Origin of the sequence: uncultured Abiotrophia sp., from assembly GCF_938010525.1 — a bacterium.
Taxonomy (GTDB): Bacteria; Bacillota; Bacilli; order Lactobacillales; family Aerococcaceae; genus Abiotrophia.
Genome location: NZ_CALLVK010000003.1, coordinates 1 through 23831 on the forward strand (window position 1 = coordinate 1; position 23831 = coordinate 23831).

The following is a 23831-nucleotide window of genomic DNA, read 5'->3' on the forward strand; positions in this document are numbered from 1 at the left end:
GTTTATTGTTTATTTATCAAATGTATAAGTTTCAAAGGCAGAACGATAGAACGTCTACCTACTTCGAGGCGCAAAGGTACTTAAATTTTGCCTAACTACATAATATATAGAGATAAAAAAAATAAAACAAGTATATAAACTGAAATATTTAAAGAGAATGAATATGCGATTAGGTAATAAAGTCCGTCATATTAATAGCTTGAGTCTAAGTATCTATACAATATTGTAAATCAATATACATAGCAAAAGAGACTAACCTAGGTTAGTCTCCCCTTCTATCGATTAAGCTTTTCTAGCTTGGCGCCGCTCTGCCCTTTTCTGTTTACGAGCTTCCTTCTGACGGTGCTCCTTAATTTGGTAATTGAGCTTACGTTTGTAGCCAGGCTTAACCTTCTTCTTCTTGTTTCGGTTAATCATGGCCCTTACGGTTGGATCTTCCTTATCTTGCTTAGTATCCGTCCGCTCTACACGGCGATGGCGTGACTGAACAGGACGGATTTCGCCCTTGACTAAGTCCACCTGTTGGAATTCAATGCCATTGGCTTCTAATTCCACGATAGCCCGGTCGTCATCCGGCGTCATGAAGGTATAGGCTGTTCCGGCCAGTTGATTACGGCCTGTCCGCCCTACCCGATGAACGAAGAATTCCAGCTCCTTAGGCAATTCCGTGTTAATGACCATGGAAATACCCGGAATATCAATGCCGCGCGCAGCTAGGTCAGAAGCGACGACAAATTGGAATTCTAAGTCCTTGATTTGACGCATGACCCGTTTGCGTTCGCGTGGCGTTAAATCCCCATGAATAGAAGCAACTTTGAGGCCGCGTTCCTTGAGGTATTGGGTCAATTCTGCTGCATACTTCTTAGTATTACAGAAGACCAGGGCAAGGAAAGGATGGCCCATGGTTAAGAGATCATAGACCAAGGCCGAGCGATCCCGCCCTTTAGTATTAATCAAGTAGTTTTCTATCTTGCTAGCTAAGACTTCCTGAGGCTCAATCTGGATGAATTCAGGGTTGGTCACATACTTGTTGAGGAAAACTTCAAGCTGCTGAGGAATAGTCGCTGAGAAGACCATGAGTTGCAAATCCTCTGGCATGCGAGAAGCAATATCATCGACCACTTGAAGAAAACCTAAGTCCATAGTCATATCGGCTTCATCCACTACCATGATTTTGGCGGTTTGAACATGGAGGGCATGGCTAGCCATCAAGTCATAGATACGACCAGGCGTCCCAATGACAACTTGGGGTTGACCTGCTTGCAACTTATCCACTTGACGTTGCTTGTCTGTCCCCCCCATATAATGAACAACTCGCAAAGGCTCTGGGCTTGCGCTAGCCAGTTGCTTGGCCGCTTGGTAGAGTTGCGTAGCTAGTTCTCGGCTAGGTGCTGTAATCACCACTTGGACTTGGTCCAAGCTAGGGTCTAGTTGCTGGAAGATAGGAATCAAAAAACTATGAGACTTACCTGAGCCCGTTTGCGATTGGACAATCAGGTTACGCCCTTTGAGGGCATAGGGAATGACTGCCTCTTGTACTGGCGTTAGGCGGGAAAATCCCAGTTCCCCGAGTGCCGCCTTAATAAAAGGCGCTAGCTCGAGACTTTCAATGGTTGGCCTAGTCATAGGTCACCTCTTTCTTACTTTTGCTTATTTTGCTACCCGTTGGGCATAAGACTCCAAGGCAGCGCGGTATATAATAGGGTTGGCGACGGTCTCTAATGGATAATAGAGACGGTCTTGGAAGGCTAATTCTTGGTCCGTCAAGCCTTGTCCAATTGCTAAGGCCAGCGTGTCAGCGTAGGATAGAATATTAGATTCTGAGCGCATTTTGGCCCCCAGAATGCGTCCTGTCTCCCCCTCAGTAATGAGCTTGAGATAAACAGGGGTTGAATCAGTTAGGGAGTAGTCGGCTGTAACCGTAACGGTCTGAGCTGGTTGGGCACTAGTTCCATTGGCTTCATGTTCAGTCTTAGCCACACTAACCACATATTGGCTGAAGATACGTGAACCAATGACACGAAGAGAAGTGGCTTGCTTCACACGATTTTCCTTGAGGTTAAAGGCTGCAATCTGACCTGAACGAATGGCGTTATTAACCAAGGCGATAAAGTCGCGTCCTTGATCAGCATAAGGTACTTGAACAAGGTCCCCTATCGCGAAGACATCGGTCACACTAGTTTCTAAGTAAGGACTGGTCCAGATGGTCTTGTCTGGGTTGAGCTCTACTTGATCCGACACCAGGCTGCTATTAGGGAAGAGATTGACCCCCATGAGGATGGCATCCGCATAGATTTCATCACCATCTTCTAGGACAACCCGTAGCGGGTCGGTTTCAACAGCAGCTACCTTGCTTCCGACTCGCAGGTCGACACCTACGATTTCAATGGCGGATTCGATTTCTTCAACAAAATCAGCATCAAAATAACGTTCAGCCAGGCTATCATTGGCTTCAATCAAGGTCACTTGCTTATTGGCGTTAACCAGGGCTTCACAGGCTTCAATCCCGATTTGCCCCCCACCGACAACAACCACATGCCCAGCGTCTTCTAGGACTTCTAAGGCATGGTGGGCAGACCCAATGTCCTTGGTCGAAATAATGGCTGGATGGTCTAGGTGGGCCACTAAGTGACCTGTTTGCTTAGAGCCCATAGCCAAGACCAGTTGATCATAAGGATAATCTCTAATCACTTGAGTCTTCATATCCTTGGCACGTAACCACTTGGCTTTCATGTCGACTTCAATCACTTGATGGCCTAGATAGAGTTGGACGCCAGCCGCCCGCACTTCTTTTTCCGAGATAAAGCTAGCCGCTTCTAAATGGTCTACCTCATGATTGAGGACTAGGTTCATCCCACTTGGAATGAAACCCACTGTTTCTTGGCTATCGAAGACTTGCACTTCCATGTCCGGGTAGAGTTGCTTGGCTTGGAGCGCACAGCTTAAGCCAGCAAAAGAACCCCCTATGATAATAGTTTTTGACATGACATATCCTCCCTTAAACTTATGACTTACACACTCTTAAGTATACGCCCTTTGGCGCCCTTTTCAACCGAAAAATTAGTCTGCTTGAACAAAAACCTGACGAGGTTTAGACCCGTCTTGTGGCCCGATAAAGCCCTGGGCTTCTAAATCATCAATCAGACGCGCAGCCCGATTATAACCTATCCGGAATTTACGTTGCAATTGCGAGATAGAGATAGTCTCAAGTCCTCGAATCAGCTCAACTGCCTCACCAAAGTATTCGTCATCAGATGCGCTAGCTGCTCCGCCAGTTTCATCATCGGAGACCATCATGGTTTCATCATACTCTGCTTCCTGTTGATTCTTAACAAATTCCGTAATCTTCTCAACTTCAGAGTCAGAGATATAGGCCCCCTGGACCCGAACAGGCTTGTTCTTACCCATAGGCTGGAAGAGCATGTCCCCACGGCCCAGTAATTTTTCCGCCCCATTGCTATCCAGAATGGTCCGGGAATCAATACTTGAGGAGACAGCAAAGGCCAAACGGGACGGCACATTGGCCTTGATAATCCCGGTAATGACATCAACCGATGGCCGTTGAGTGGCAATAATCATGTGGATGCCGGCCGCCCGCGCCATTTGGGCAAGACGAATAATAGCCGATTCCACTTCATTGCTGGCAACCATCATGAGGTCGGCTAACTCGTCAATGAAGACGACAATCTTAGGCATGGCTTCATAGCCAGTCCCCTGCTCTTTGTTATAGTTGTCTACTTGTTCATTATAACCATCAATGTTCCGCACACCCGTCGCGGCAAAGAGTTCATAGCGTCGTTCCATTTCCTGAACCACTTTGTTGAGGGCTTGGGCGGCCTTACGTGGATTGGTCACCACCGGCGCCAACAAATGCGGCACCCCATCGTACATGGTTAATTCAACCTTCTTAGGGTCAATCATGAGGAATTTAACCTCATCTGGCTTAGCCTTCATAAGCAAGGAGGTGATGATGACGTTCATCCCTACCGATTTACCAGAACCCGTTGCCCCGGCAATCAGCAAGTGTGGCATCTTGCTCAAATCAGCCAAGCAAACCACGCCTGAAATATCGCGTCCTAGTGGCACTTCCAAAATGTGCTTGCTTTCCAGCGCCGCATCAATGATTTCCCAGAAGGAAACTGGACTAACCTGGGTGTTAGGTACTTCAATCCCAATTAAGGATTTGCCCGGAATTGGGGCTTCCATGCGGACATCGCGAGCCGCAAGCGCCAAGGCAATATCATCAGATAAGGAGACAATCTTGCTGACCTTAACCCCGATGGCTGGCTGAATTTCATACTTGGTAACAGACGGGCCTAAGTTGGCCTTGACTACCTTGGCCTGAACGCCGAAACTTTCGAAGGTCCGCTCTAACTTGGCGATGTTCTCATTAATACGGGCATATTCTTCAGATTGGTCAACAGGCGGTATTTTCTTAAGTAAGTTCTTACCAGGCAATTGATAAGGTTTATGAGCCCGCGGTTTCTTGGTGACCACTGGTGTCTGAAGTCCCTCTTGTTCCGCCATTTGGTCTAATTGGCTGTCCAAGTCATCCCGCGTTAAGTCAGCCCGTTCATGAGCTTGGGCCTGCCAATGGCCGGCAGCGGCATCTGCTGCTGGTGCTAGTGGCTTGCTAGGTTCAAGTTCTGGTTCAACCGACGCTAAATCTGATACTGGAGCTGGCTCTATATCGAAGATATTGTCTTCTGTTTCCCAGTCCGCCTCCGCTTGATGCGCGTTGGCTATAACGATTGGCACCGTGTCTTCTTGGGCGCCTTGGCCTTCTAGATAATCTAAATCTAAGACAGGGGCCTGAGATCTATTAGTCTCCTCCTCATCCCAATTAGCTACTGGCCGTCGTCTGAGACGATTAGGCAGATTGTGATCCGAATCTTCTAATCCCGGCTCTTGATCATCCTCTTCAACAAAGCCGAAGAAACGCTCAGACAGCGATAATTTACGACTAGACGGCTTGCTTGGAGCTTGTGGAGCAGCTTCCCAGACATCTTCTGAATAGGCATCTTGATTAGCTGGCTCTTCCTCTATCGCTTGACTTGGAGGGAAGAGACGACGGCTGAGGCCTTGAATACCTGTCCTGATACGGGCAAACAAGCCCTGCCAAGCTTGCCATGGCAGATTGAGTAAGAGGGAGAAGCCTGCTAGGAAGAGGATGACAACCAGCAGGTAGGTGCCCCATTTACCGAAGAGGTAACCGAAGGTCGCATAGGTTACCGCCCCCAGCATACCGCCCCCCATTGGGACGCGGACTTGGCCCATCAGGATCTCATTACGGAAAATCTGATAGGTCATAGAGAAAATAGATTGCGGCAGTGGCTCTTGACCGATAAATTGGTTGACATGCAGTAGGCTGGTTAGGGCCGTCAAGGTCATAGCGCCACCTAGGAAATGCTGGAGCCGGACCACAAAGAGTTGGCCTTTGACTAGCATATAGAGGCCCAAGGCCAAGATAGGCGCTAGTAGTAGCGCATAGGTCTCCCCTACTAGAAGTCGGAAGCCATTAACAATCAGAGCGCCTAGCGCCCCCCATTGAAAGAGGCCTAGTAGAGCTACAAAACTTATCATAATACCCAGAAACAAATAGGTGGTATGTTCAGAGAGATTTAGGGCATGGTGCTGACGACTTGCTTGGGTCTTCTTACCAGGTCTTGAGCCTGTTTTTTTCTTGGTGGTCGTCTTTTTCTTTGGCGCCATAGGGTCCCCTCCTTCATCATTTAGTAAAAATGTTCATCGCTCACTATTATAGCATAAATTCCCTTAAATTTCATGATTGACCCCGACTTATCTAAGCAAAAAAGAGGGGAAATTAATCCCCTCTTGCCAAATATCTATTAAGCCCCTAAGCCAGCAAGCTAGCCTTCGGGCACTTGTTGGGTCAGAATGCGCGGCCCTTCCTTGGTAATAACTAAGGAGTGCTCATACTGGGCACAGTTGCCCCCGTCGCGGGTACGTGCCGTCCAACCGTTATTATCCATCTTCATTTGCCAAGTACCAGTCGTAATCATTGGCTCAATGGTGATGGTCATGCCTTCCTTGAGGCGCAAGCCCTTACCCTTGGTCCCATAATGTGGAATACCTGGTTCTTCGTGGATGGTTGGACCAATGCCGTGGCCGATAAAGTCACGGACTACCCCGTAACCCTTAGCTTCAGCATAAGTTTGAATAGCGTGGCCGATGTCGCCAATGCGATTGCCGACTTGAGCCGCTTCAATTCCCTTATAGAGAGCTTCTTTGGTCACTTCCATAAGGGCTTGATTCTCAGGGCTGACCTGACCAACTGCATAGGTCCAGCAAGAATCTGAAATAGCCCCTGCCAAATCCACACAGAAGTCTACTTTGACGATATCGCCGTCCTTAAGCACATAATTGGATGGAAAACCATGACAGATTTCGTCATTGACACTGGTACATGTCGCATATTTATAGCCTTCATATCCAATTTGAGCGGCTACTGCCCCAGCAGCTTCAATCTTGTCTTGAACAAACTTGTCTACTTGAGCTGTTGTTAGACCTGGTTTAATAAAGTCACGCAACTGGACATGAATGCCCGCCAAAATCTCGCCGGACTTAGCCATAGCATCGATTTCACGCGGTGATTTTAAGGTAATCATGGATTAGATACACTCCTTCTTAGGCTAAGTCCACCGGCTGGTTCCAGACAAACTGAACCAGGCAGGCAACTTTATCCTTACTTAGATTATAAATTTGATGGTCGGTCACCCATTGCTGGTTGCCCAAAGGGACCAACTGGCTTCGAATCTCCACTTGGTCGCTAGGCAGGAGCTCACTGCCGTACTTGATATAACAGCTAGAGTATGGCGCTTGACTAGCTAATTGGTCTAGGGCCCAGCCAATGTAGACCAGATTGTTAACATGACCATTTTCGTCAATGACCTTTGGCATAATAGCTAAAGGCGACGTCTTACTTTCTTGAGCTTGGTCCCCTTGCCATTTTACCGGGTCAAAATGAGCTGGCTCTTCTTCTGCTATGACCAAGTTGGCTTCCTGGAAAGACTCGATTGGTAAGCGCACAATCCGGCGCTTATCCAAGTCCAAGATAACATATTGGGCCTCTACAATGGCCAGTAGCCGGTCCCCTTCATAGAAACGAAAGCGGCGATTACAGAAGAAACGGTTGGCTTCGCAGAGCAAGGTTTCTACTCTTAGGTCTTCCTGACCCTGATATCGATCCACTAGCTCCAATCGGTATTGAGTAACAATCCAAGATTGGGTCTCACTGACAAAGGCATAGTTGAGTTGGGTCCGAACCACTTGGTCATGGGCGCCAGAGGTGATAAGAGCATAACGAATCATGCGCTGGGGTTCAATAATCCCCTGCTTGTGGACTATTTCTTGACGTGGGAAAAACTTAGAAAAGCGGGTTTGAACCATGGATACACCTCTTTATTGCTTGCTTGAGACTGTTAAATTAACCAGTAACCAGGCTAGACCTAGGAAGAGCCCTGCCCCCAAGAAACTTGGAATAGGCGCAAATCCATAGATGGCAGGCCCTAGCTTGAACCAAAAGTAATTACCAATCCAGGCACCAATTAGGCCGGCTACCATAAAGCGACTTCTGCTTTCGGGTAACTCATGGTAGAGTAATGCCATGAGCCAGCCTAGGAAGACGCCAACTAATAAAGATATTACCATTATCTCGCCTCCAGCTCAAGTCTTAACGCATGGTAACAAACTCTTCCGAACCTGTTGGGTGAATGGCGATTGTCGCATCGAAGTCCGCCTTAGTCGCACCCATCTTAATAGCCACCGCGAAGCCTTGAAGCATTTCATCCACTCCTTCACCAATGGCGTGTAGGCCGGCAATCTTCTCTTCAGGTCCATGGCAAACCAGCTTAAACTTAGAAGGAACATTGAGCCCGGCAGCCCGTTGATACATGGAGTTGAACTGGCTAGTATAGACTTTAAGATTTTCTGCCCCGAATTTAGCTTCTGCTTCTTCTTGAGTGTAACCCACTGTGGCGATAGCCGGGTGGGAGAAGACAACTGTTGGAATTTGGCTGTAATCAATGGTGGCAGAGGCTGCCCCATTGAAAAGGAACTCTGCCACATGACGGCCTGCGCGGATAGCGACCGGCGTCAAGGCTGGGCGACCGATTACATCCCCTACTGCATAAATATGTGGGACGGCTGTCTGATGTTGGTCATTGACTTGGATAATGCCACGTTCATTGACTTGAATGTCGGTATTTTCCAAGCCTAGGGCGTCGGAATTAAGGGCCCGACCAATGGCTGCAATGACCCGGTCCACTACTAAGACTACTTGACCTTGAGACAAGCATTCAATCTTGCCATCCTGGCGACGACGATAGGCATCAAACTGGGTATGAGCGTGTAAAGTTGGGCCATGTTCTGCCATGGTATCCAACAAGGCTTGGCTAAGCATGGAGTCAAATTTACGTAATGGACGGTCATAGCGGACGACTAAGTGAGATTCTACCCCCAAAGCATGTAAGACACCGGCCAACTCCACGGCAATATAACCTGCGCCCACAACGGCAACTGATTGAGGCAGGTCTTGCCATTCGAAGAAGGAATCAGATGTATCCAAGAGTTCCTGGCCTGGCACTTGTGGCACAGCTGGACGACCACCTGTGGCAATCATAAAGTAAGAAGCTGAATAGTTTTGACCATTAACTTGGACCGTATGGTTATCGACGAATTTAGCATAACCCTTGATGTAATCAATGCCATTATTCAACAAACCACGCTCATAGCTAGCGCGGGCATTGGCCACATAGCTATCACGAGCCTTAACAAATTCCTGGTAGTTAAATTGATAGTGAACATCTTGGAAGCCATAGCCTGGCCCTACTTGGTTCATAACATCGGCCATGTGAGCCGCATACCAGGTGATTTTCTTAGGCACACAGCCTTCGTTGACACAGGTTCCTCCTAAGCGTTTGCCTTCAATCAAGGCTACCTTGGCGCCGTACATAGCCGCGCGATTGGCTGTCGCCACACCGCCGCTACCGCCACCAATTACAATTAAATCATAGTTTGCAGTCATGCAAATACCTCCTCATAATCTCTACCCTTCTATACTACACCATTTGGTCCAAAATCCCTTCTATAATGCTCAAAAAGCGGGAGACAGACTCCCGCTTAATCTATGCTATAAGTCAATCCAATAACGACACAAGAGATTGCCATCTGCTTCCGTCACCATATTTTCCAAAATCCCGCCATTCTTCTCAATAACACGTGCTGAACCCAGATTGGATTGGTCACAGGTAATCAGTAATCGCTGGAGCCCCTCTTGACGAGCCTTATCTAGAGTTAAGGCCAAGAGTTGGGTGCCATAACCTTGGCCCCAGCAATCTGGCGCGATTGAGTAACCGACATGACCACCGAACTGACGCAAATAATCCGTTAATTCAAGCCGCAAATTACTTAGACCAATCAAGCGATCACTAGTACCATCCTGAGCGGCCGGCTCCATCACTAACCATATTTTGGCTGGCGCATAGCCCTCGGGAAGCGTCTCCCGTTTGGTCATGGCCACCTGCCTTTGATGCCAAGCCGCCATATCGTCATAGTGCTCAAGGTCGCCACAGCCATGGGCGACTAATTTCCGATTAAGATAGGCCTGACGATAGGCTGTAAGGGCCGGATAATCGGCTGGACTAATCTCCTTAAGATATAAGTTACTCATCATAAGCCTCCTTTTCACCTCTACTAGCCATTGGCTTGTTGCAACTGCATACGATACATTTCAGCATAGCGTCCGCCTTGGGCAAGCAAGGCTTGATGATTGCCACGTTCCACAATTTCACCTTCATGCAAGACCAAAATTAAATCAGCGTCTTGAATAGTCGACAGACGGTGGGCAATGATAAAGGTAGTCCGCCCCTGACTTACGACCTTCATGGCATGCTGGATGATTTCTTCTGTCTCCGTATCAATATGAGACGTTGCCTCATCCAGAATCAAAATCTTAGGATCCGCAGCTAGCGTCCGGGCAAAACTAATCAGTTGGCGTTCGCCACTGGAATAGGTAGCCCCTTTTTCAAAGACGGGAGCCTGAATCCCTTGAGGCAGGCGGCTGACCATATCTTTGGCCCCAACCCGTTCAAGGGCTTGCCAGACAGCCGCATCATCAATGGTCTCATTCCCCATAGTCACATTAGAAGCGATGGTTCCGGTGAAGAGATAAGGGTCTTGAAGTACAATCCCCATTTCCTTGCGGACACTTTCACGGGAATAGTCGCCAATGGCTTGTCCATCTATGAGAATCTGGCCTTCTTGGGGGTCATAGAAACGGAACAAGAGATTAATCATAGAACTCTTACCCGAGCCTGTATGTCCCACCAAGGCAATGGTCTGACCTGGCTGAGCTAGCAGATTCAAATCCTTCAAGACAGGTTGACCTGGCACATAGGCGAAATGGACATCTTTGAATTCGACTTGACCTTGAGTCACTACCAAGTCTCGGTCTACCTCCACTTCCTGCTCCGCGTCCAGTAATTCCAGGACCCGTTGGCCGGTAGCCACCGATTGTTGAATCTGGGAGAATTGCCGGACGAAGTTATTGAGGTTCATGAAGAGACGATCCAAGTAGTTGATGTAGATAAAGAGCTGGCCAACTGTAATAGCCAGAGTCTGCCCCAAGAATTGATAACCCACCACAGCCAAAATTAAGGCTACAAAGGACCGGTTGAGCAATTCGCCCAAGCTCCAGGAGACCGTGGAGTCCACGCGAATCCATTTTAGGGCTGCTTGGTACATCTGCTCTACGATTGTCTGGAAACGGGATTTGAAGCTGGATTCTATGTGAGAAAGCTGAATCATGACGCTACCGTTCATGGTTTCATTGACCTGGGAATTGACCTCGCTCTGAGCTTCGAAGAAAACCTTCATAGCCTGAGAGACTTGGCGGCTGTAGAGCACATACCAGCAATAAAAGAGTGGTAAGAGCAGTAAAAGGGCCAAGCCGATATACCAGTTCAAGCTAAAGATAAAGACATAAATAATGATCACCTGAGCCAAACTAAGAAAGGCTTGAGACATGATACCACCGTAGAAGTTGCTTCTAAGAGTCTCAGTGTCATTAATAATGCGAGAGGAAACCTTGCCGGCTGGCTTATCATCAAAATATGAGACCGGCAGATTCTGCATGACATCGAAGGCCTTATTACGGATGTATTCCACTATGCGGTTGGCACATGACATCAAGGTAATGCTGGCAAAATAGCCGATAATCGAAGCTAAGGCAATCAAACCTACATAGAAGCCCAGATGTTGCAACATAGCTGCCCTATCCAGTTCCTTGCCCTGATTGAAGACCGGCGTGAGCACTTGGTCAATGACTCTTTGAATTTCTAAGGGGGCATAGTTTTGAATAATGGTCCCTCCGCCCAAGAGCACTAGGCCTAGGAGGAAGAGACGCCACTCTACCTTGACCAATCGAAATAATCTTAATGGGATACTCATGCCATCACCTCCTCTTCTGAGACTTCTTCATTTAGGCGTTGGCGCCATGCTTGTTCAGCATACCAACCGCCTAGGGCCATGAGATCTTCTGCGCGCCCTTCTTCTACAATGCGACCTTGGTCTAGGACCACAATCCAATCGGCATGTTCCACAGCTGATAAGCGATGGGTAGTAATAATATTGGTCTTACCGGCTCGTAGGGTTTGGATATTTTCAATAATAATACGTTCGGTCCGCGCATCAACTGCCGATAAGGCATCGTCTAATATGAGGAGCTCGGGTTCCTTAATCATGGCGCGGGCAATGGAGATACGTTGTTTCTGACCGCCCGAAATAGCCACCCCTTTCTCACCAATTAGAGTGTCGTAGCCCTCCGACATACGTTCCAAGTCTTGGCTAAAGGCTGCAATGGCCACCGCAACATCCACTTGCTTCTGACTGGCAGAAGGATTACCCAAGAGAATATTCTCCCTTACAGTTCGCGAAAAGAGTAAGTGCTCTTGCGGTACATAGCCAATCAGCTTTTCCATATCGTGACGATTAAAATCACTTATTGGTTGGTCGTTGACTAAGAATTCACCCTGGCCAATGGGATACTGGCATAGGAATTGGCGAACCAGGGTGGTCTTACCACTCCCTGTCTTACCGACAATCCCAAGGGTTTGGCCTTTCTTAAGGCGCAGATGAATGTGACTGAGACTGTCTTCAGAAGCTCCTTGATAGCGGAAACTATAATCAGCTAGACTCAGCTCCTCTAGGTCACTTAGCCTTTGAGTCCCTTGACTGGCCAAATCATCGCTAGCTTCCAATAATTCTTGGATCTTACCATAGCTGACTTTGGCATTTTGATAGACGACAATTAAATCAGTTAAGGACCAGAGCGGTTCAGCAAGTGAAACTGAATAGAGTTGCAAGGCAATAATTTGGCCCAAGGTCAAATGCCCTGCCGCCATTTCCAATCCCCCTACACCAATGACTAAGGCCGCGGTCAGGGAAATAATGGTAATGGATAGGCGCCCAAACGCCGCTTGGTAGTACATAATCCGGATAGCCTTGCTGGCTAAATCGCGCGTTTTGGCCTGAAAACGTTGACTGGCTTCTTGTTTGTTACCGTAAGCGCGCGTCACTCGAATGCCTTCTATGACCTCTAAGACCTCATTACTGAGGGCAGCAACCGCATCGCGTTGTTGCGTCACGGCTTCTTCTTGTCGACGCGTTAAGATTACAAGAGGAAGCAGGATGAGACTAGAAGGAATAAGCGCTAAGAGGGTCACCTTCCAGGAAATAGACAGCATAATGGGAATAATGATAAAGTAGGTACCTGCGGATAAGAGAAAGCCCATTAAGCCATAGCCCATAAAATCCTCAATTCCCCTAACATCAGAAGTAAAACGAGTCATCATATCACCAGAGCGGAACTTTTCAAAAAATTGAATTCGCATGCTAATGATCTTCTGGTAGAGATTGAGCTTGACTTCCTTGATATAGAATGCCGATTGACTAAAGAGTCGACTCATCCATATATATTCAGATGTATATTGAGCTACTGCCATTACCACCATAATGCCAATGAAAAGTGCCAGACTCTGGCCCGTCAGCGAATGGTCAGCCATGGCATCAATAATGGCCTGAGTCACCCGCGTAGGTATGACCCACAAGATATAGTTGGCGGCAATGGAAAGCAAAATAATCAGGTAAGTCATCGGATATCGTTTGATGAATTGCCACATGGCAGCTAACATAAAAATCCCCCTTAATATAGATCGATAGGTAAAATCCCCTAATAGACGCACAAAAAAGACCCTAAGATGGACAGTACAAGGCACAGAATCTAGTTCTGGTCCTTGCCACTCCAACTTAGCGTCTTATCATCTTCTATATTCTTGGCTACAAGGCCTAGTAAGGCACTTGTTTATAGCATGACGTCTAAAAGGAGCGGGTGTTGTTTGGCTTGTTTGGCTTTAACTACTAAAATCATGACACATACTCCTTTCTTTCATTTTTTCTTACTTTTCTAGGATACCACAGCTTACTTCACTTTGTAAAGCCTTTCTTGAAAATATTTTACAAAGGGCTTAAGTCCTAGGGCCCTTCAGGTAGCTTGGCTTGCAATATGGTGTGGCTTTCGGTAAACTAAGCCTGTATAAAGCAATTTCTAGATTAATATAAAGGATGACCACATTGAAACAATTAATCGCCATTATCTTCTCCTCCTTGCGCATGCCCCAACAAATCTTCGGGCTTTCCAAGGTGCCTTTTAAATTCTTCCGTCGCCTCAGCCGGCTGATTATCCTCTGGCTAACTGTCACCTCTGTCCTGGTGACCCTCAAGCCACTCAATCAACTCTTTGACGATGTCAAAGCAAGCTCAAATAACCTACCGGATTTCCATACTGTCGACGGTAAGCTAGAGCTCAACCAAGACCAAAAGCCTGTCTACTTCCAATCTCAATCTTTCCAATTGGTTGTCGACGATACCGTAACGGTTAGCGGGCCCCAAGACCAACCTACTATCCCAACGGACATTGCTAGCCGCCTATCTACTAAATCTTTGGCTAGCTTCTTCCTCTTCAAGGACCGCGCTTTCGGCCAAGTTGCGGGTCGTATGATGCAAATTACGGACCTCTACAAGGCCAATTTTAACAAGCAAGTCGCTAGCCAAACTTTAAACTCTATCGAAAATTACCGCTGGATCTTTTATCTGTCCCTTTTCATTGTGGCTTGGATTATCTCCTGGTTACTCTATTGGTTTGTTGTCCTACTCATTTCTTACTTGGCCCACTTCACTACCTTACGGTCCAAGTCCTTCAAACTCTTTAGTCAGACTATGCGCCTAGTTATTCAAGTGACCTTTGTTCCCTTCCTTATCTATGGCCTCTTACAAATCATCCTACCTCTAGGTTTTGTCTTCTTTATCTTCTTGGCCCTCTATACAGTGGCCTTCATTTATTACGCCCAACAGCGTTTTATGATGAGTCTCTTCTCGGCCTTCAATAGTCAAGCCTTCAAGGAAGGTATGCAGGACCTGCAAGAAGATGCCAATAACTTAAGTCCTGATGAAATGAACGAACGCTTCATGTCCTTAATCCAAGAAGCTAGACAAGAGCGTCATGCTCAAGGACAAGATGGAAACAAAGAGGAAGAGAAAGAGGAAGCAGCAGAGACAAGCCCTCAGGATCACACTGGTCAAAATGACCAAGAAACAGAAGACCCTTCTAACCAAAATCAAGATAATGATTAATCAATAAAAAAGCTAGGACCTCAAGTCCTAGCTTTTTCATGTCTTAAGTGATTTACTTAGCTTCTAAGAGTTCCTTAGCCAATTCGTAACAGCCAGTAATGCCAGCATTATCTTCCAAAGCTGGTGGCACAATGAAACCTTCTAATTCTGGTAAGGTAACATAGTTCTTGTTAAGTGCCAGTAAATGCTCCCGAATCAATGGGAAGAGTTGGCGTTGCTTCATGACCCCGCCACCCAAGATAAAGCGTTCAGTACTCAAAATCAAATAGTAATTGTAAAGTGCTTGAGCAATGTAGTAGGCTTCTAGGTTCCAAACTTCCATCTCATTGCTGAGTTCAATCCCCTTCTTACCCCAACGCGCTTCAATCGCTGGCCCAGCAGCCATGCCTTCTAAGCAGTCGTGGTGGAAGGGACATTTACCTTCATAGTGGTCCTCTGGATGACGTTTGAGGCTGATGTGACCTGCTTCAGGATGGGCAAAACCGCTAATAATCTTGCCACCGACTACAACCCCAGCACCCACACCGGTCCCGATGGTGATATACATGCAGTTTTCTACGCCACGTGCTGCCCCTTGCTTCATTTCGCCGTAGGCTGCTGCATTGACGTCAGTGGTCCAAGCCATTGGCACATCAAATTCCTTCTTGAAAGCACCCAAGAAATCAAAATGTTGCCATGGCAATTTAGGCGTATTGGTGATATAACCATAGTCCTTACCATTAGGGTTAGCCCCGATTGGGCCGAAAGAACCAAAACCAAAGGCCTTAATCCCATTATATTTCTTAAAGAAGTTAATCATGCTTGGCATGGATTCAGATGGTGTCTCAGTAGGGACACTCAAACGTTCAATCAAAGTCCCATCCATTTCGAAGACAGCGCAGACACATTTTGTACCGCCTAATTCAATTGCTCCAATCATCTTACACACTCACTTTCTATGTTTTCGCTTTTCTTTTACCCTTGTTTTTACTGTCGCGATGCCGGTCTTTTTTCTTCTTAGGCTTGGCCGCGGCAGCTGCCTTAGCTTTGCGGGCTGGTTTAGCGCCAGTCTTAGGCTTGGCCTTTGGACCCTCTAGCCTTTGAGCTTCCTGCTGACCAGCTCGTTCTTGGGGCCCTACTAATTGGCCTTTGAAGGTAATACGCTCTGACAGTTGGTAAGGGCTGGCTGCTAAGAGCCTTTCTAGATCGCGTAATTCCTGTTCATTAACTAAAGACAGAACTGTACCGGATTTACCCATACGGCCTGTACGGCCTGAGCGGTGAACATAAGTATCCAGGCTCTCCACTCGGTTGTAGTGGATGATATAAGGTAGGTCGGGAATATCTAAGCCCCGCGCCGCCATATCGGTCGTCAGCAAGTAAGTCACCTTACCTTGCTGGACTAGGCGGAAGGCCCGCTCCCGCTCCTGCTTGGACAGTTGACCATGCATGACTGCTACCTTAACACCTTGAAAGACTAATTTAGCCGCCACCGTTTCCAGGTCATGCACCTGTTCAAAGAAGACCAAGGCTTGCATGTCGGCAACTTGGGCCAGACGCTTGAGTTGTTGGACCTTTTGCCGGTCATGGGTCAGGACATAGACATGGTCCACTTGCCCAGACTGGCTGACCTGGTCATTCTCTACCTGATAGAGGGGAATGCCAGATGCCACCAAGTCAACCAAAGGCTGACCATAGGTAGCACTAATCCAAGCTACTGTCACATCTCGCATAAGGGACTTTCTAATCTGGTGAATGGCCCCTTCATGCTCGGCTTGCAGTAAATAATCTGCCTCATCTAAAATCAAGTAACGGACCTGATGGACCTTAAGTTTACGGGTTTGGTTGGCTAATTCTAGGAAACGACCTGGCGTTGCCACGATAATTTCCGGCTTAGCCTTAAGGGCTTCCTGCTGACGCTTAAAGTTGGCGCCCCCTACCACTAATTGGACTTTTAAATCTAAATGACGCCCCCAAGTTTGGGCCACACCAGCAATTTGCTTGGCCAGTTCTTGTGATGGCGCCAAAATCAAGGCCTGTAGCCCCTGCCCGGCTTGCAGCTGTCCTAAGACTGGCAAGAGATAGGCCAGGGTCTTACCACTCCCCGTAGGCGAAATAGCCACCAGGGATTGGCCTTGCGCTAAAGGTCCCATGATGAGCTTTTGAATCGCGGTGGCTTGTTGATAGCCCGCAGCCTGCCATTCCTGGGCAAGGGCTGGAGCAAGTTCTAGAGTCTCTGACATCAGAGGCTTACCTCACTTTCTTGATAGGCCTCTCCCTCAAAAGGAAAGGCGAGTTGGGCCGATTGTCGCATGGCTTGCATGACTTGGGCCACCTGATAACTTAAGAGGGTCCAGTGGCGATAAAGTTCATTAGCTGGGCTCTTTTCTTCTAGGCCGCGATAGCCTCGCAAGACTTGGCCGAAGGCTTCGAGTTCTCCCACCATATCGTGCTTAGGCTGATATTGACTGATGACTGCTGTCTGCCCCTGGCTATTGGCCAGGCTGACCGTCCGAATACGGGTAATATCCTGAATGGCGATTACTTCATTGTCCAGATAGATTTCACTGGCTTGTGTGGAATGTACCGCCTTAGAAACTAGGAGACTGACCTGAAACTGGTCATAATAGAGAATAGCATTGCCAAAGAGGTCCACCCCATTGGCTCCTTGAACAGCTGAATACTTAAGGCGCTGGGGCATACCGAAGAGATCCACGATGACATAGAGGGGGTATACCCCCAAGTCCATCAAGCTCCCTCCAGCCATGGCTGGATTGAAAATATTAGGCGGCTCCAAGCCCTGAGCCTGGCTATCCAAATAGGCCGGATAGCGACTAGAGTACTGTCCTAGAATAAAATTAGCCCCTAGGAAAGGCTGCTTGGCATCCTGGCGCTTGTTGGCTACCAGTTGCTTAAGCCGCTTATAGTTAGGATTGTGAATGTGGAGGACCGCCTCAAAGAGTAAGACCCCTTGAGCTCGCGCCAAGGTATGAGCCTCCTGCCACTGGTCCACATTGGCAAACATTGGCTTTTCAACCATGACATGTTTGCCAGCCTGGATGGCCCGTTTGGTCTGTTCAAAATGGGCCCCATTGGGACTAGCTATATATATCAAGTCCAGCTCAGGATCTACCCAGAATTCAGCCAAATCATCACAGTAATAGGTCGCACCAAAGCGCTGGGCTAAATCCTTAGCCTTGTTTTTTTGGCGTGAATAGACGCCGTGGAGCTCATAAACCTCTGGTAGCAGACTGAGGGCTTCTAAGAAGCGCTCTGTAATCTGAGAGGTCCCAATGGTGCCAACTCGAATCATTGTGGCCATCCTTTCTATTTTTTAGACTTGAATTGTTTTCCATTTACCTTGACGATAGCGCCAGGTAATGAGGAAGGAACGAATGGTTTGGTCGCCAATTACGGCTATCCAAGCACCGGCCAAACCCCAGTTGGCATAGTTGACCAAGATATAGGACAGGCAGACCCGGATACAGAAGACCGAGAAGCCCGTGGACAGCATAGGGAAGAGGGTATCTCCCACCCCACGCAAGGCCCCCACTTGAACTAATTGAACCAATTGGAAAGGCGTGAGTATCGCCATGCAGATAAGTGGAATTGCAACTAAGCTAACAACATCCGCTTGTTGGGTGTAAATCTGGCCCAAGACATCTCGTCCTAGAAAGAAGACGGCACTCATGGCTAAGCCAAAGTAGAGGCCGAATCGGGCTGTCTTACGGCCATAGGCATCGGCTAAGGCCACATCACGCGCTCCTAAGGATTGGCCTACTAGGGTAGAGGCCGCAATCCCCAAGGCCATACCCGGCGTAATGGAGAAGGATAAGATATTAAGGGCAATCTGATGGGCCGCCATCACGACCGTTCCCAGCGAGGCCACAATCTTAGTGTAAAGAATCAAACTAGACCGTAGCAGGACTTGTTCTCCCGCCGACGGAATCCCAAAGCGGAAAATAGCAGCAAAGGTGCTGGCTTCCAATTTCCAATCCTTGAACCAATCAACCTGGATGGCTGACCGGCCACTAGAAATATAAAAGAGCAAACCTAAGCCCGAGCAGACATTGGCCACCAAGGTGGCAATCCCCGCTCCTGTAATCCCCAGCTCTGGTAGTCCAAAATAACCATTGACCAAACTGAAGGCCAAGGTCACATTAATGGCATTGGCTATGACGTTAATCCGCATAGGGATTTGAGTCTCCCCTACTCCTCGAATAGAAGAGGATAGGAGGGCTGCCAAACAGTTAAACCAGAGGCCAATCATGACCAAGCGATAGTAGATTAAGCCCGCTTCTTGAGTCGGGGTATCTGCTCCCAAAAAATCCATCATGGCTTTCTGGAAAATTAGGACAGAGGCTACGAAGAAGGTCGATAAGGCCAAACCCAACATGAGGTTATGCTTAAGAATACGCCCCAGTCGATGGAGCTCTCTAGCGCCATAGGCACGGGCAATTAAGGTTGTCCCCCCTACCCCTAGCGCCTGCACGACAGCAAGGATGAAAAAGAAGGGTTGGTTGGACAGCCCTACAGCCGTTACATTGACATCGACCGGATAGAGTCCGCCCGCATACTGGCCCAAGACCACCATATTGACCATGCCAAACAAGGAGGTAAAGGTAACCTCTAGTAAGATTGGCCAAGATAGGCTGAGGACCTGACGGCTGATCTGCCGATCTTGCGATTGTTCCATTAGAGAACCACCTTTCTAGCGACTAGGCTTGGAAGGCTGATTCCGGAATATCGTCTAGATATTGTTCAATGGCTTGAACCGTTTCTACTAGGCTACCTGGCTCAAATGGTGATTTAAGATTAGCTTCTGCCACAATCTTGAGGAAGGACTTGGTCCCACCGGTCCGGCAGATGTTGAGATAATCAGTCCATACACTTGGGTCATCGTCAATCTGGCTTCGTTTCCAGAATTGGAAGGCGCAGACTTGAGCCAAGGTATAGTCGATGTAATAAAATGGGCTAGCAAAGATGTGGCCCTGACGGAACCAGAAGCCCCCACGATCTAAGAAGGAGTCTGCTTCATACTCTTTCCAAGGCACATATTGACGCTCCAAACGACGCCATGTTGCACGGCGCTCAGCTGGTGTCATTTCAGGATGTTCGTAGACTTCATGTTGGAAGTGGTCTACTAAAACCCCATATGGCAAGAAGATTAAGCCACCAGATAAATGGGTAAACTTGTATTTGAGGGTTTGTGAGCCGAAGAAGAGTTCCATCCAAGGCCAAGCCAGGAATTCCATGGACATAGAGTGAATCTCACAAGATTCAAAGGTTGGCCAGACACATTCTGGCGTTTGGATCCAACGGGATTGGAAGACTTGGAAGGCGTGCCCTGCTTCGTGGGTCAAGACATCGACGTCAGCAGCCGTCCCATTGAAGTTAGAGAAGATAAATGGAGCTTCATAATCTGGCAAGTAGGTACAGTAACCCCCGCTAGCCTTACCTGGTTTGGTTACCAAGTCTAAGAGCTCGCGATCGACCATAAAGTCAATAAACTCTCCTGTTTCTGGCGAAAGTTCATGGTACATCTTAACCCCGGCAGCTAAAATTTCTTCTGGCGTCCCTTGAGGCATGGCGTTACCAGACTTGAATTTATACTCCAAGTCGTAGGGTTTGAGGCTTTCTAGCCCTAAACGATCTGCTTGACGTTGGTAGAGTTTGTTTACCACAGGCACCACGTGCTCCAAGATTTCTTGGCGATAAACTTCTACTTGTTGACGGTTATAGTCTAAGCGGTTCATACGCAAGTAACCTACTTCGACGAAGTCCTTGAAGCCCAAGGTCTTAGCGATTTGGTCGCGAACCTTGACTAATTGATCATAAATACGGTCAAATTCAGCTTCATGCTCATTATAGAAGGCGCTGACTAACTCAGAAGCTTGACGACGTACTTGGCGATCTGGGTCTTGGGCAAACTTAGCCATACCTGGCAAGTTGTAGGTTTGACCTTGGAACTCGATTTCTGCAGAAGCTTGAAGCTTGCTGTATTCGGTGCTGAGCTTGTTCTCTTGTTGTAGTAAAGGAATAATCTCAGGACTGAAGACCTTGAGGCTATTCTCAGCCATTGGGAAGAAGGTCTCTGGCAGGTAGTTTTCTAATTCACTCCGCCACTTAGAGCCTAAGACAGCCCGATAGTAAGCCGTATCCCATTCACCAATAATTGGGAAGTGTTCATCCCAGAAGGCTGTTTCTTCTTCGTAGAAGCTATCCTTGGTATTAATGCTGTTACGGATGCTGACCAAGGTTGATAAGGTCCCTAAAGTATTTTGGATTTCTTGAATATGTTTAGTCGCTTTGAGGGCTACCTCCGCGTCTTCTGCCTTTTCAATCAGTGAAATTTGATTAAAAAAATCTTCTTTCAGAAGGTCTAGATCAGGTCTCTGATACTCCAATTCTGAAAATTTCATGGTATCACTTCTTTCTATTTACAGTTAGCTTCATTATAGCACAAAACCGGCCTTTAGGTCCTATATTTTTGCATAATCAGTGCCAAAATATACACTCTATGGGCTCCAAACAGAAAAAGCCCAAAAGCGGCTAGCTTCTGGACTTTTAGCTGGACTCGTTTATTTCTTAGGCCCAGTCCCTTCTAAGTTCAAGAGATAGGTCTTCATGTCTAATCCACCACGATAGCCTCCCAAACTCCCATCGTGAGCCAAGACCCGGTGACAAGGCAGGAGAATGCTAAGGGGATTCTGGCCCACTGCATTGGCAACGGCCCGCACCGCCTTAGGCCTGCCCAGGGCTTGTGCTAATTCCTTATAGGAACAAGTCTGACCATAGGGAATCTGAGCCAAGGCCCGCCAAACTGCCTGCTGAAAGTCGGTTCCCTTAATAAAGTCATATTCTAATGCTAGGGGGGCTTGTCCACTAAAATACTGATCCAAGGCTAGGCAAATCTCAGGTAGCTCCTGCTCCTGCCATTGGTAGCGACCTTTGGGGTCTAAGTCAGCCTGACAGCCCGCCAGAGACTCGCCAAAGGCGCCTATGTAGACCAGACGCCCTCGGCAGCTAACGACTGGCAGCTGACCTAAGGCATGGTCATAGAGGCAATAGTTTAACATCTTGTCATCCTTTCTGAGCAAAAAGAGGCGACAAGCGTCCCTTTGCTTTGCTTACATCTTGTCTGGCGCGTGCAGGCCTAAGAGATGGAGCCCATCCTTGAGGACTTGGGCCACAGCTGCCACCAGGGCAATCCGGGAAGCAGTGCCGGCATCTTGATCTAAGATGCGACTATTAGCATAGTATTTATTAAATAATTGTGCCAACTGCACCAAGTACTTAGCCACGACGGATGGCTCGTAACGGTCGCCCGCCTGACGGATAATTCGTGGGTAGTCTGCTAATTTCTTAGCTACTTCCCAAGCATAGTCATCCGATAGGTCAAATTCAGCTGACAAGTCAAGCTCTTGGCCGTACTTGGACAAGATACTACGAGAACGGGCGTGGGTGTATTGGACATAAGGTCCAGTCTCCCCTTCGAATTGAACGATTTCTTCTAGGTTGAAGTCAAAGCTATTCATCCGTTCTGTCTTGAGGTCATGGAAGACAACGGCCCCTACCCCTACTTGACGAGCAACTTGGTCCTTGTTCTCCAAACCTGGGTTCTTGAGCTCAATTTGTTGACGCGCTAAACTGATAGCTTCCTTAAGCACTTCTTCCAAGAGGACAATCTTACCTTTACGGGTAGACAGCTTCTTCCCATTCAAGGTAATCAAGCCAAATGGCACATGGGCCATATCTTTTGCCCATTCGTTACCCATCATCTCTAGGACGGTTTGAAGTTGCTTGAAGTGAACACTTTGCTCGCTCCCCATGACATAGAGGTTCTTAGCAAAGTCATAGGTCCGCTTACGGTAGTAGGCAGTCGCCAAGTCACGTGTCAGATAGAGGGTCGAACCGTCTGATTTCTTAATCAAAGCAGGTGGCAGCGTCTCATCTTCCAAGTGAACCAAGGTAGCACCATTATCAACTGATAAGAGGCCTTTTTCTTCAAGGAGCTCCACGATTTCATCCATCTTGTCGTTGTAGAAGGCTTCCCCATTATAGGAGTCAAACTCAACTTCTAAGAGGTCATAGACTTTTTGGAATTCCTTGAGGGACTCTTCACGGAACCATTGCCAGAGGGCTAACATTTCTGGATCGCCATCTTCTAAGCGCTTGAAAATAGCCCGCGCTTGGTCTTCTAATTCAGGTTGGGTTTCAGCTCTTTCGTGGAAATCCACATAGAGTTTCACCAATTCTTTGACTGGGTCGGCCTTAACAGTGGCTTCGTCACCCCAGCCTTGGTAAGCCACAATCAACTTACCAAATTGTGTTCCCCAGTCACCCAAATGGTTGACGCGGACCGGTTGGTAACCTAATTTAGCCAGTATAAGTGAAATGGAGTTGCCAATCACTGTTGAACGCAAATGGCCCATAGACATTGGCTTAGCAATGTTAGGTGAGGACATGTCGATAACGACGTTACGACCTTGACCTAGATCTGACTGGCCGTAGCTAGCGCCCCCTTCTAGGACAGCGTGCAAGGTTTCATTGACTACTGCACCCCGTTTGAGGAAGAAGTTGACATAAGGACCCATGGCAACTACCTTGTCAAACTTGCTGGCGTCTACTTGCTCTGCTAGTTCTTGGGCAATGGCTTGAGGGGCCTTGCGGAAGACCTTAGCCAGTTGGAATACTGGGAAGGCCAAGTCACCATGCTCAGCATGACTTGGAACTTCGATTAACTGTTCAATTGCTTGCTCGGTCAGATGCTCAGCCAAGACTGGGCTGAGGGCTGACACAACGGCTGATTTTTGATTCATTGTGTGCCTCCTATTGTTTTATGAAATGGAAAATTTGAAAAAAGCCTCCAGATATCCCTTAGGGAAATCTAGAGGCGAATTAGTGACTAATTAATACGCGGTACCACTCTACTTCAGTTGCCGGCAGACGGCGGGCAACCCTTATACTTGATAACGGAGTGGGCTCCGACTTAGGCTAACAGGCCTCGGCCCTTCACCTAAATAGTATCCAAGAGTGCGCTTCATCTGTTGACCTCTACCGGCTCTCAGCATCCCGGCTCGCTGTCTGAGGCTAGGACAGACTACTCTCTCCTGCTTACTGCATATTCTAGTTGGTATTGT

At 47.8% G+C, this 23831-nt stretch carries 18 protein-coding genes; 1 reads left to right on the forward strand and 17 read right to left on the reverse strand.

Features of this window, described 5'->3' with window-relative positions:
* Positions 1-282: 282 nt before the first annotated feature.
* The 10 genes from Q0339_RS00210 to Q0339_RS00255 form a co-directional block, all read right to left on the reverse strand.
* Positions 283-1626: a DEAD/DEAH box helicase gene (locus Q0339_RS00210; RefSeq protein WP_298076763.1), complete on the reverse strand. Its 1344-nt coding sequence runs from the start codon at positions 1624-1626 to the stop codon at positions 283-285.
* A 24-nt stretch (positions 1627-1650) separates the two neighbouring features.
* Positions 1651-2985 carry an FAD-dependent oxidoreductase gene (locus Q0339_RS00215; protein ID WP_298076764.1) on the reverse strand — a complete coding sequence of 445 codons (1335 nt, stop codon included), beginning with the start codon at positions 2983-2985 and terminating at the stop codon, positions 1651-1653.
* A 75-nt stretch (positions 2986-3060) separates the two neighbouring features.
* Entirely contained in the window at positions 3061-5712 is a 2652-nt protein-coding gene (locus tag Q0339_RS00220; RefSeq protein WP_298076765.1) for a DNA translocase FtsK, read from the reverse strand.
* Between the two features lie 158 nt (positions 5713-5870).
* Positions 5871-6629, reverse strand: a complete 759-nt coding sequence (gene map / locus Q0339_RS00225) for a type I methionyl aminopeptidase (protein ID WP_070755060.1) — start codon at positions 6627-6629, stop codon at positions 5871-5873.
* Between the two features lie 19 nt (positions 6630-6648).
* Positions 6649-7410: an acyl-ACP thioesterase domain-containing protein gene (locus Q0339_RS00230; RefSeq protein WP_298076766.1), complete on the reverse strand. Its 762-nt coding sequence runs from the start codon at positions 7408-7410 to the stop codon at positions 6649-6651.
* 12 nt (positions 7411-7422) lie between these two features.
* Positions 7423-7671 carry a hypothetical protein gene (locus tag Q0339_RS00235; RefSeq protein WP_023391973.1) on the reverse strand — a complete coding sequence of 83 codons (249 nt, stop codon included), beginning with the start codon at positions 7669-7671 and terminating at the stop codon, positions 7423-7425.
* Between the two features lie 22 nt (positions 7672-7693).
* Positions 7694-9046 (reverse strand): glutathione-disulfide reductase, encoded by a 1353-nt coding sequence (gorA, locus tag Q0339_RS00240; protein ID WP_298076767.1) that lies wholly within the window; start codon positions 9044-9046, stop codon positions 7694-7696.
* 105 nt (positions 9047-9151) lie between these two features.
* Complete coding sequence (locus tag Q0339_RS00245) at positions 9152-9691, reverse strand: GNAT family N-acetyltransferase (protein WP_298076768.1); 540 nt, start codon at positions 9689-9691, stop codon at positions 9152-9154.
* A gap of 23 nt (positions 9692-9714) precedes the next feature.
* Complete coding sequence (locus tag Q0339_RS00250; protein WP_298076769.1) at positions 9715-11469, reverse strand: ABC transporter ATP-binding protein; 1755 nt, start codon at positions 11467-11469, stop codon at positions 9715-9717.
* The gene (locus Q0339_RS00255) at positions 11466-13211 is read right to left on the reverse strand and encodes an ABC transporter ATP-binding protein (RefSeq protein WP_298076770.1); all 1746 of its coding nucleotides are present in this window, start codon (positions 13209-13211) and stop codon (positions 11466-11468) included. Before Q0339_RS00255 ends, Q0339_RS00250 begins: the two co-directional genes overlap by 4 nt.
* Before the next feature lie 439 nt (positions 13212-13650).
* Between Q0339_RS00255 and Q0339_RS00260 the strand changes: the two genes are divergently transcribed.
* Positions 13651-14709, forward strand: coding sequence for a DUF1189 family protein (locus Q0339_RS00260; RefSeq protein WP_298076771.1), 1059 nt, complete (start codon positions 13651-13653; stop codon positions 14707-14709).
* A 52-nt stretch (positions 14710-14761) separates the two neighbouring features.
* Here Q0339_RS00260 and Q0339_RS00265 read toward each other — a convergent pair whose 3' ends face one another.
* From Q0339_RS00265 to argS, 7 genes are all read right to left on the reverse strand, one after another.
* On the reverse strand, positions 14762-15628 hold the full coding sequence (locus Q0339_RS00265) for an ROK family protein (RefSeq protein WP_298076773.1): 867 nt from the start codon (positions 15626-15628) through the stop codon (positions 14762-14764).
* Between the two features lie 16 nt (positions 15629-15644).
* Complete coding sequence (locus Q0339_RS00270) at positions 15645-16931, reverse strand: DEAD/DEAH box helicase (protein ID WP_298076774.1); 1287 nt, start codon at positions 16929-16931, stop codon at positions 15645-15647.
* Entirely contained in the window at positions 16931-18001 is a 1071-nt protein-coding gene (locus tag Q0339_RS00275; protein ID WP_298076775.1) for a Gfo/Idh/MocA family oxidoreductase, read from the reverse strand. Before Q0339_RS00275 ends, Q0339_RS00270 begins: the two co-directional genes overlap by 1 nt.
* 21 nt (positions 18002-18022) lie before the next feature.
* Complete coding sequence (locus Q0339_RS00280; RefSeq protein ID WP_298076776.1) at positions 18023-19384, reverse strand: MATE family efflux transporter; 1362 nt, start codon at positions 19382-19384, stop codon at positions 18023-18025.
* Positions 19385-19406: 22 nt separating this feature from the next.
* Positions 19407-21110: a M3 family oligoendopeptidase gene (locus tag Q0339_RS00285; protein WP_298076777.1), complete on the reverse strand. Its 1704-nt coding sequence runs from the start codon at positions 21108-21110 to the stop codon at positions 19407-19409.
* 159 nt (positions 21111-21269) lie between these two features.
* Positions 21270-21767: an MGMT family protein gene (locus tag Q0339_RS00290; RefSeq protein ID WP_298076778.1), complete on the reverse strand. Its 498-nt coding sequence runs from the start codon at positions 21765-21767 to the stop codon at positions 21270-21272.
* A 51-nt stretch (positions 21768-21818) separates the two neighbouring features.
* Entirely contained in the window at positions 21819-23510 is a 1692-nt protein-coding gene (gene argS / locus Q0339_RS00295; protein ID WP_298076779.1) for an arginine--tRNA ligase, read from the reverse strand.
* Positions 23511-23831: the final 321 nt, after the last annotated feature.

Excerpts from the sequence above, each read along its gene's own strand:
- Q0339_RS00210 (WP_298076763.1), bottom strand. The coding sequence starts at position 1,626 with ATGACTAGGCCAACCATTGAAAGTCTCGAGCTAGCGCCTTTTATTAAG.
- Q0339_RS00215 (WP_298076764.1), bottom strand. The coding sequence starts at position 2,985 with ATGTCAAAAACTATTATCATAGGGGGTTCTTTTGCTGGCTTAAGCTGT.
- Q0339_RS00220 (WP_298076765.1), bottom strand. The coding sequence starts at position 5,712 with ATGGCGCCAAAGAAAAAGACGACCACCAAGAAAAAAACAGGCTCAAGA.
- map (WP_070755060.1), bottom strand. The coding sequence starts at position 6,629 with ATGATTACCTTAAAATCACCGCGTGAAATCGATGCTATGGCTAAGTCC.
- Q0339_RS00230 (WP_298076766.1), bottom strand. The coding sequence starts at position 7,410 with ATGGTTCAAACCCGCTTTTCTAAGTTTTTCCCACGTCAAGAAATAGTC.
- Q0339_RS00235 (WP_023391973.1), bottom strand. The coding sequence starts at position 7,671 with ATGGTAATATCTTTATTAGTTGGCGTCTTCCTAGGCTGGCTCATGGCA.
- gorA (WP_298076767.1), bottom strand. The coding sequence starts at position 9,046 with ATGACTGCAAACTATGATTTAATTGTAATTGGTGGCGGTAGCGGCGGT.
- Q0339_RS00245 (WP_298076768.1), bottom strand. The coding sequence starts at position 9,691 with ATGAGTAACTTATATCTTAAGGAGATTAGTCCAGCCGATTATCCGGCC.
- Q0339_RS00250 (WP_298076769.1), bottom strand. The coding sequence starts at position 11,469 with ATGAGTATCCCATTAAGATTATTTCGATTGGTCAAGGTAGAGTGGCGT.
- Q0339_RS00255 (WP_298076770.1), bottom strand. The coding sequence starts at position 13,211 with ATGTTAGCTGCCATGTGGCAATTCATCAAACGATATCCGATGACTTAC.
- Q0339_RS00265 (WP_298076773.1), bottom strand. The coding sequence starts at position 15,628 with ATGATTGGAGCAATTGAATTAGGCGGTACAAAATGTGTCTGCGCTGTC.
- Q0339_RS00270 (WP_298076774.1), bottom strand. The coding sequence starts at position 16,931 with ATGTCAGAGACTCTAGAACTTGCTCCAGCCCTTGCCCAGGAATGGCAG.
- Q0339_RS00275 (WP_298076775.1), bottom strand. The coding sequence starts at position 18,001 with ATGATTCGAGTTGGCACCATTGGGACCTCTCAGATTACAGAGCGCTTC.
- Q0339_RS00280 (WP_298076776.1), bottom strand. The coding sequence starts at position 19,384 with ATGGAACAATCGCAAGATCGGCAGATCAGCCGTCAGGTCCTCAGCCTA.
- Q0339_RS00285 (WP_298076777.1), bottom strand. The coding sequence starts at position 21,110 with ATGAAATTTTCAGAATTGGAGTATCAGAGACCTGATCTAGACCTTCTG.
- Q0339_RS00290 (WP_298076778.1), bottom strand. The coding sequence starts at position 21,767 with ATGTTAAACTATTGCCTCTATGACCATGCCTTAGGTCAGCTGCCAGTC.
- argS (WP_298076779.1), bottom strand. The coding sequence starts at position 23,510 with ATGAATCAAAAATCAGCCGTTGTGTCAGCCCTCAGCCCAGTCTTGGCT.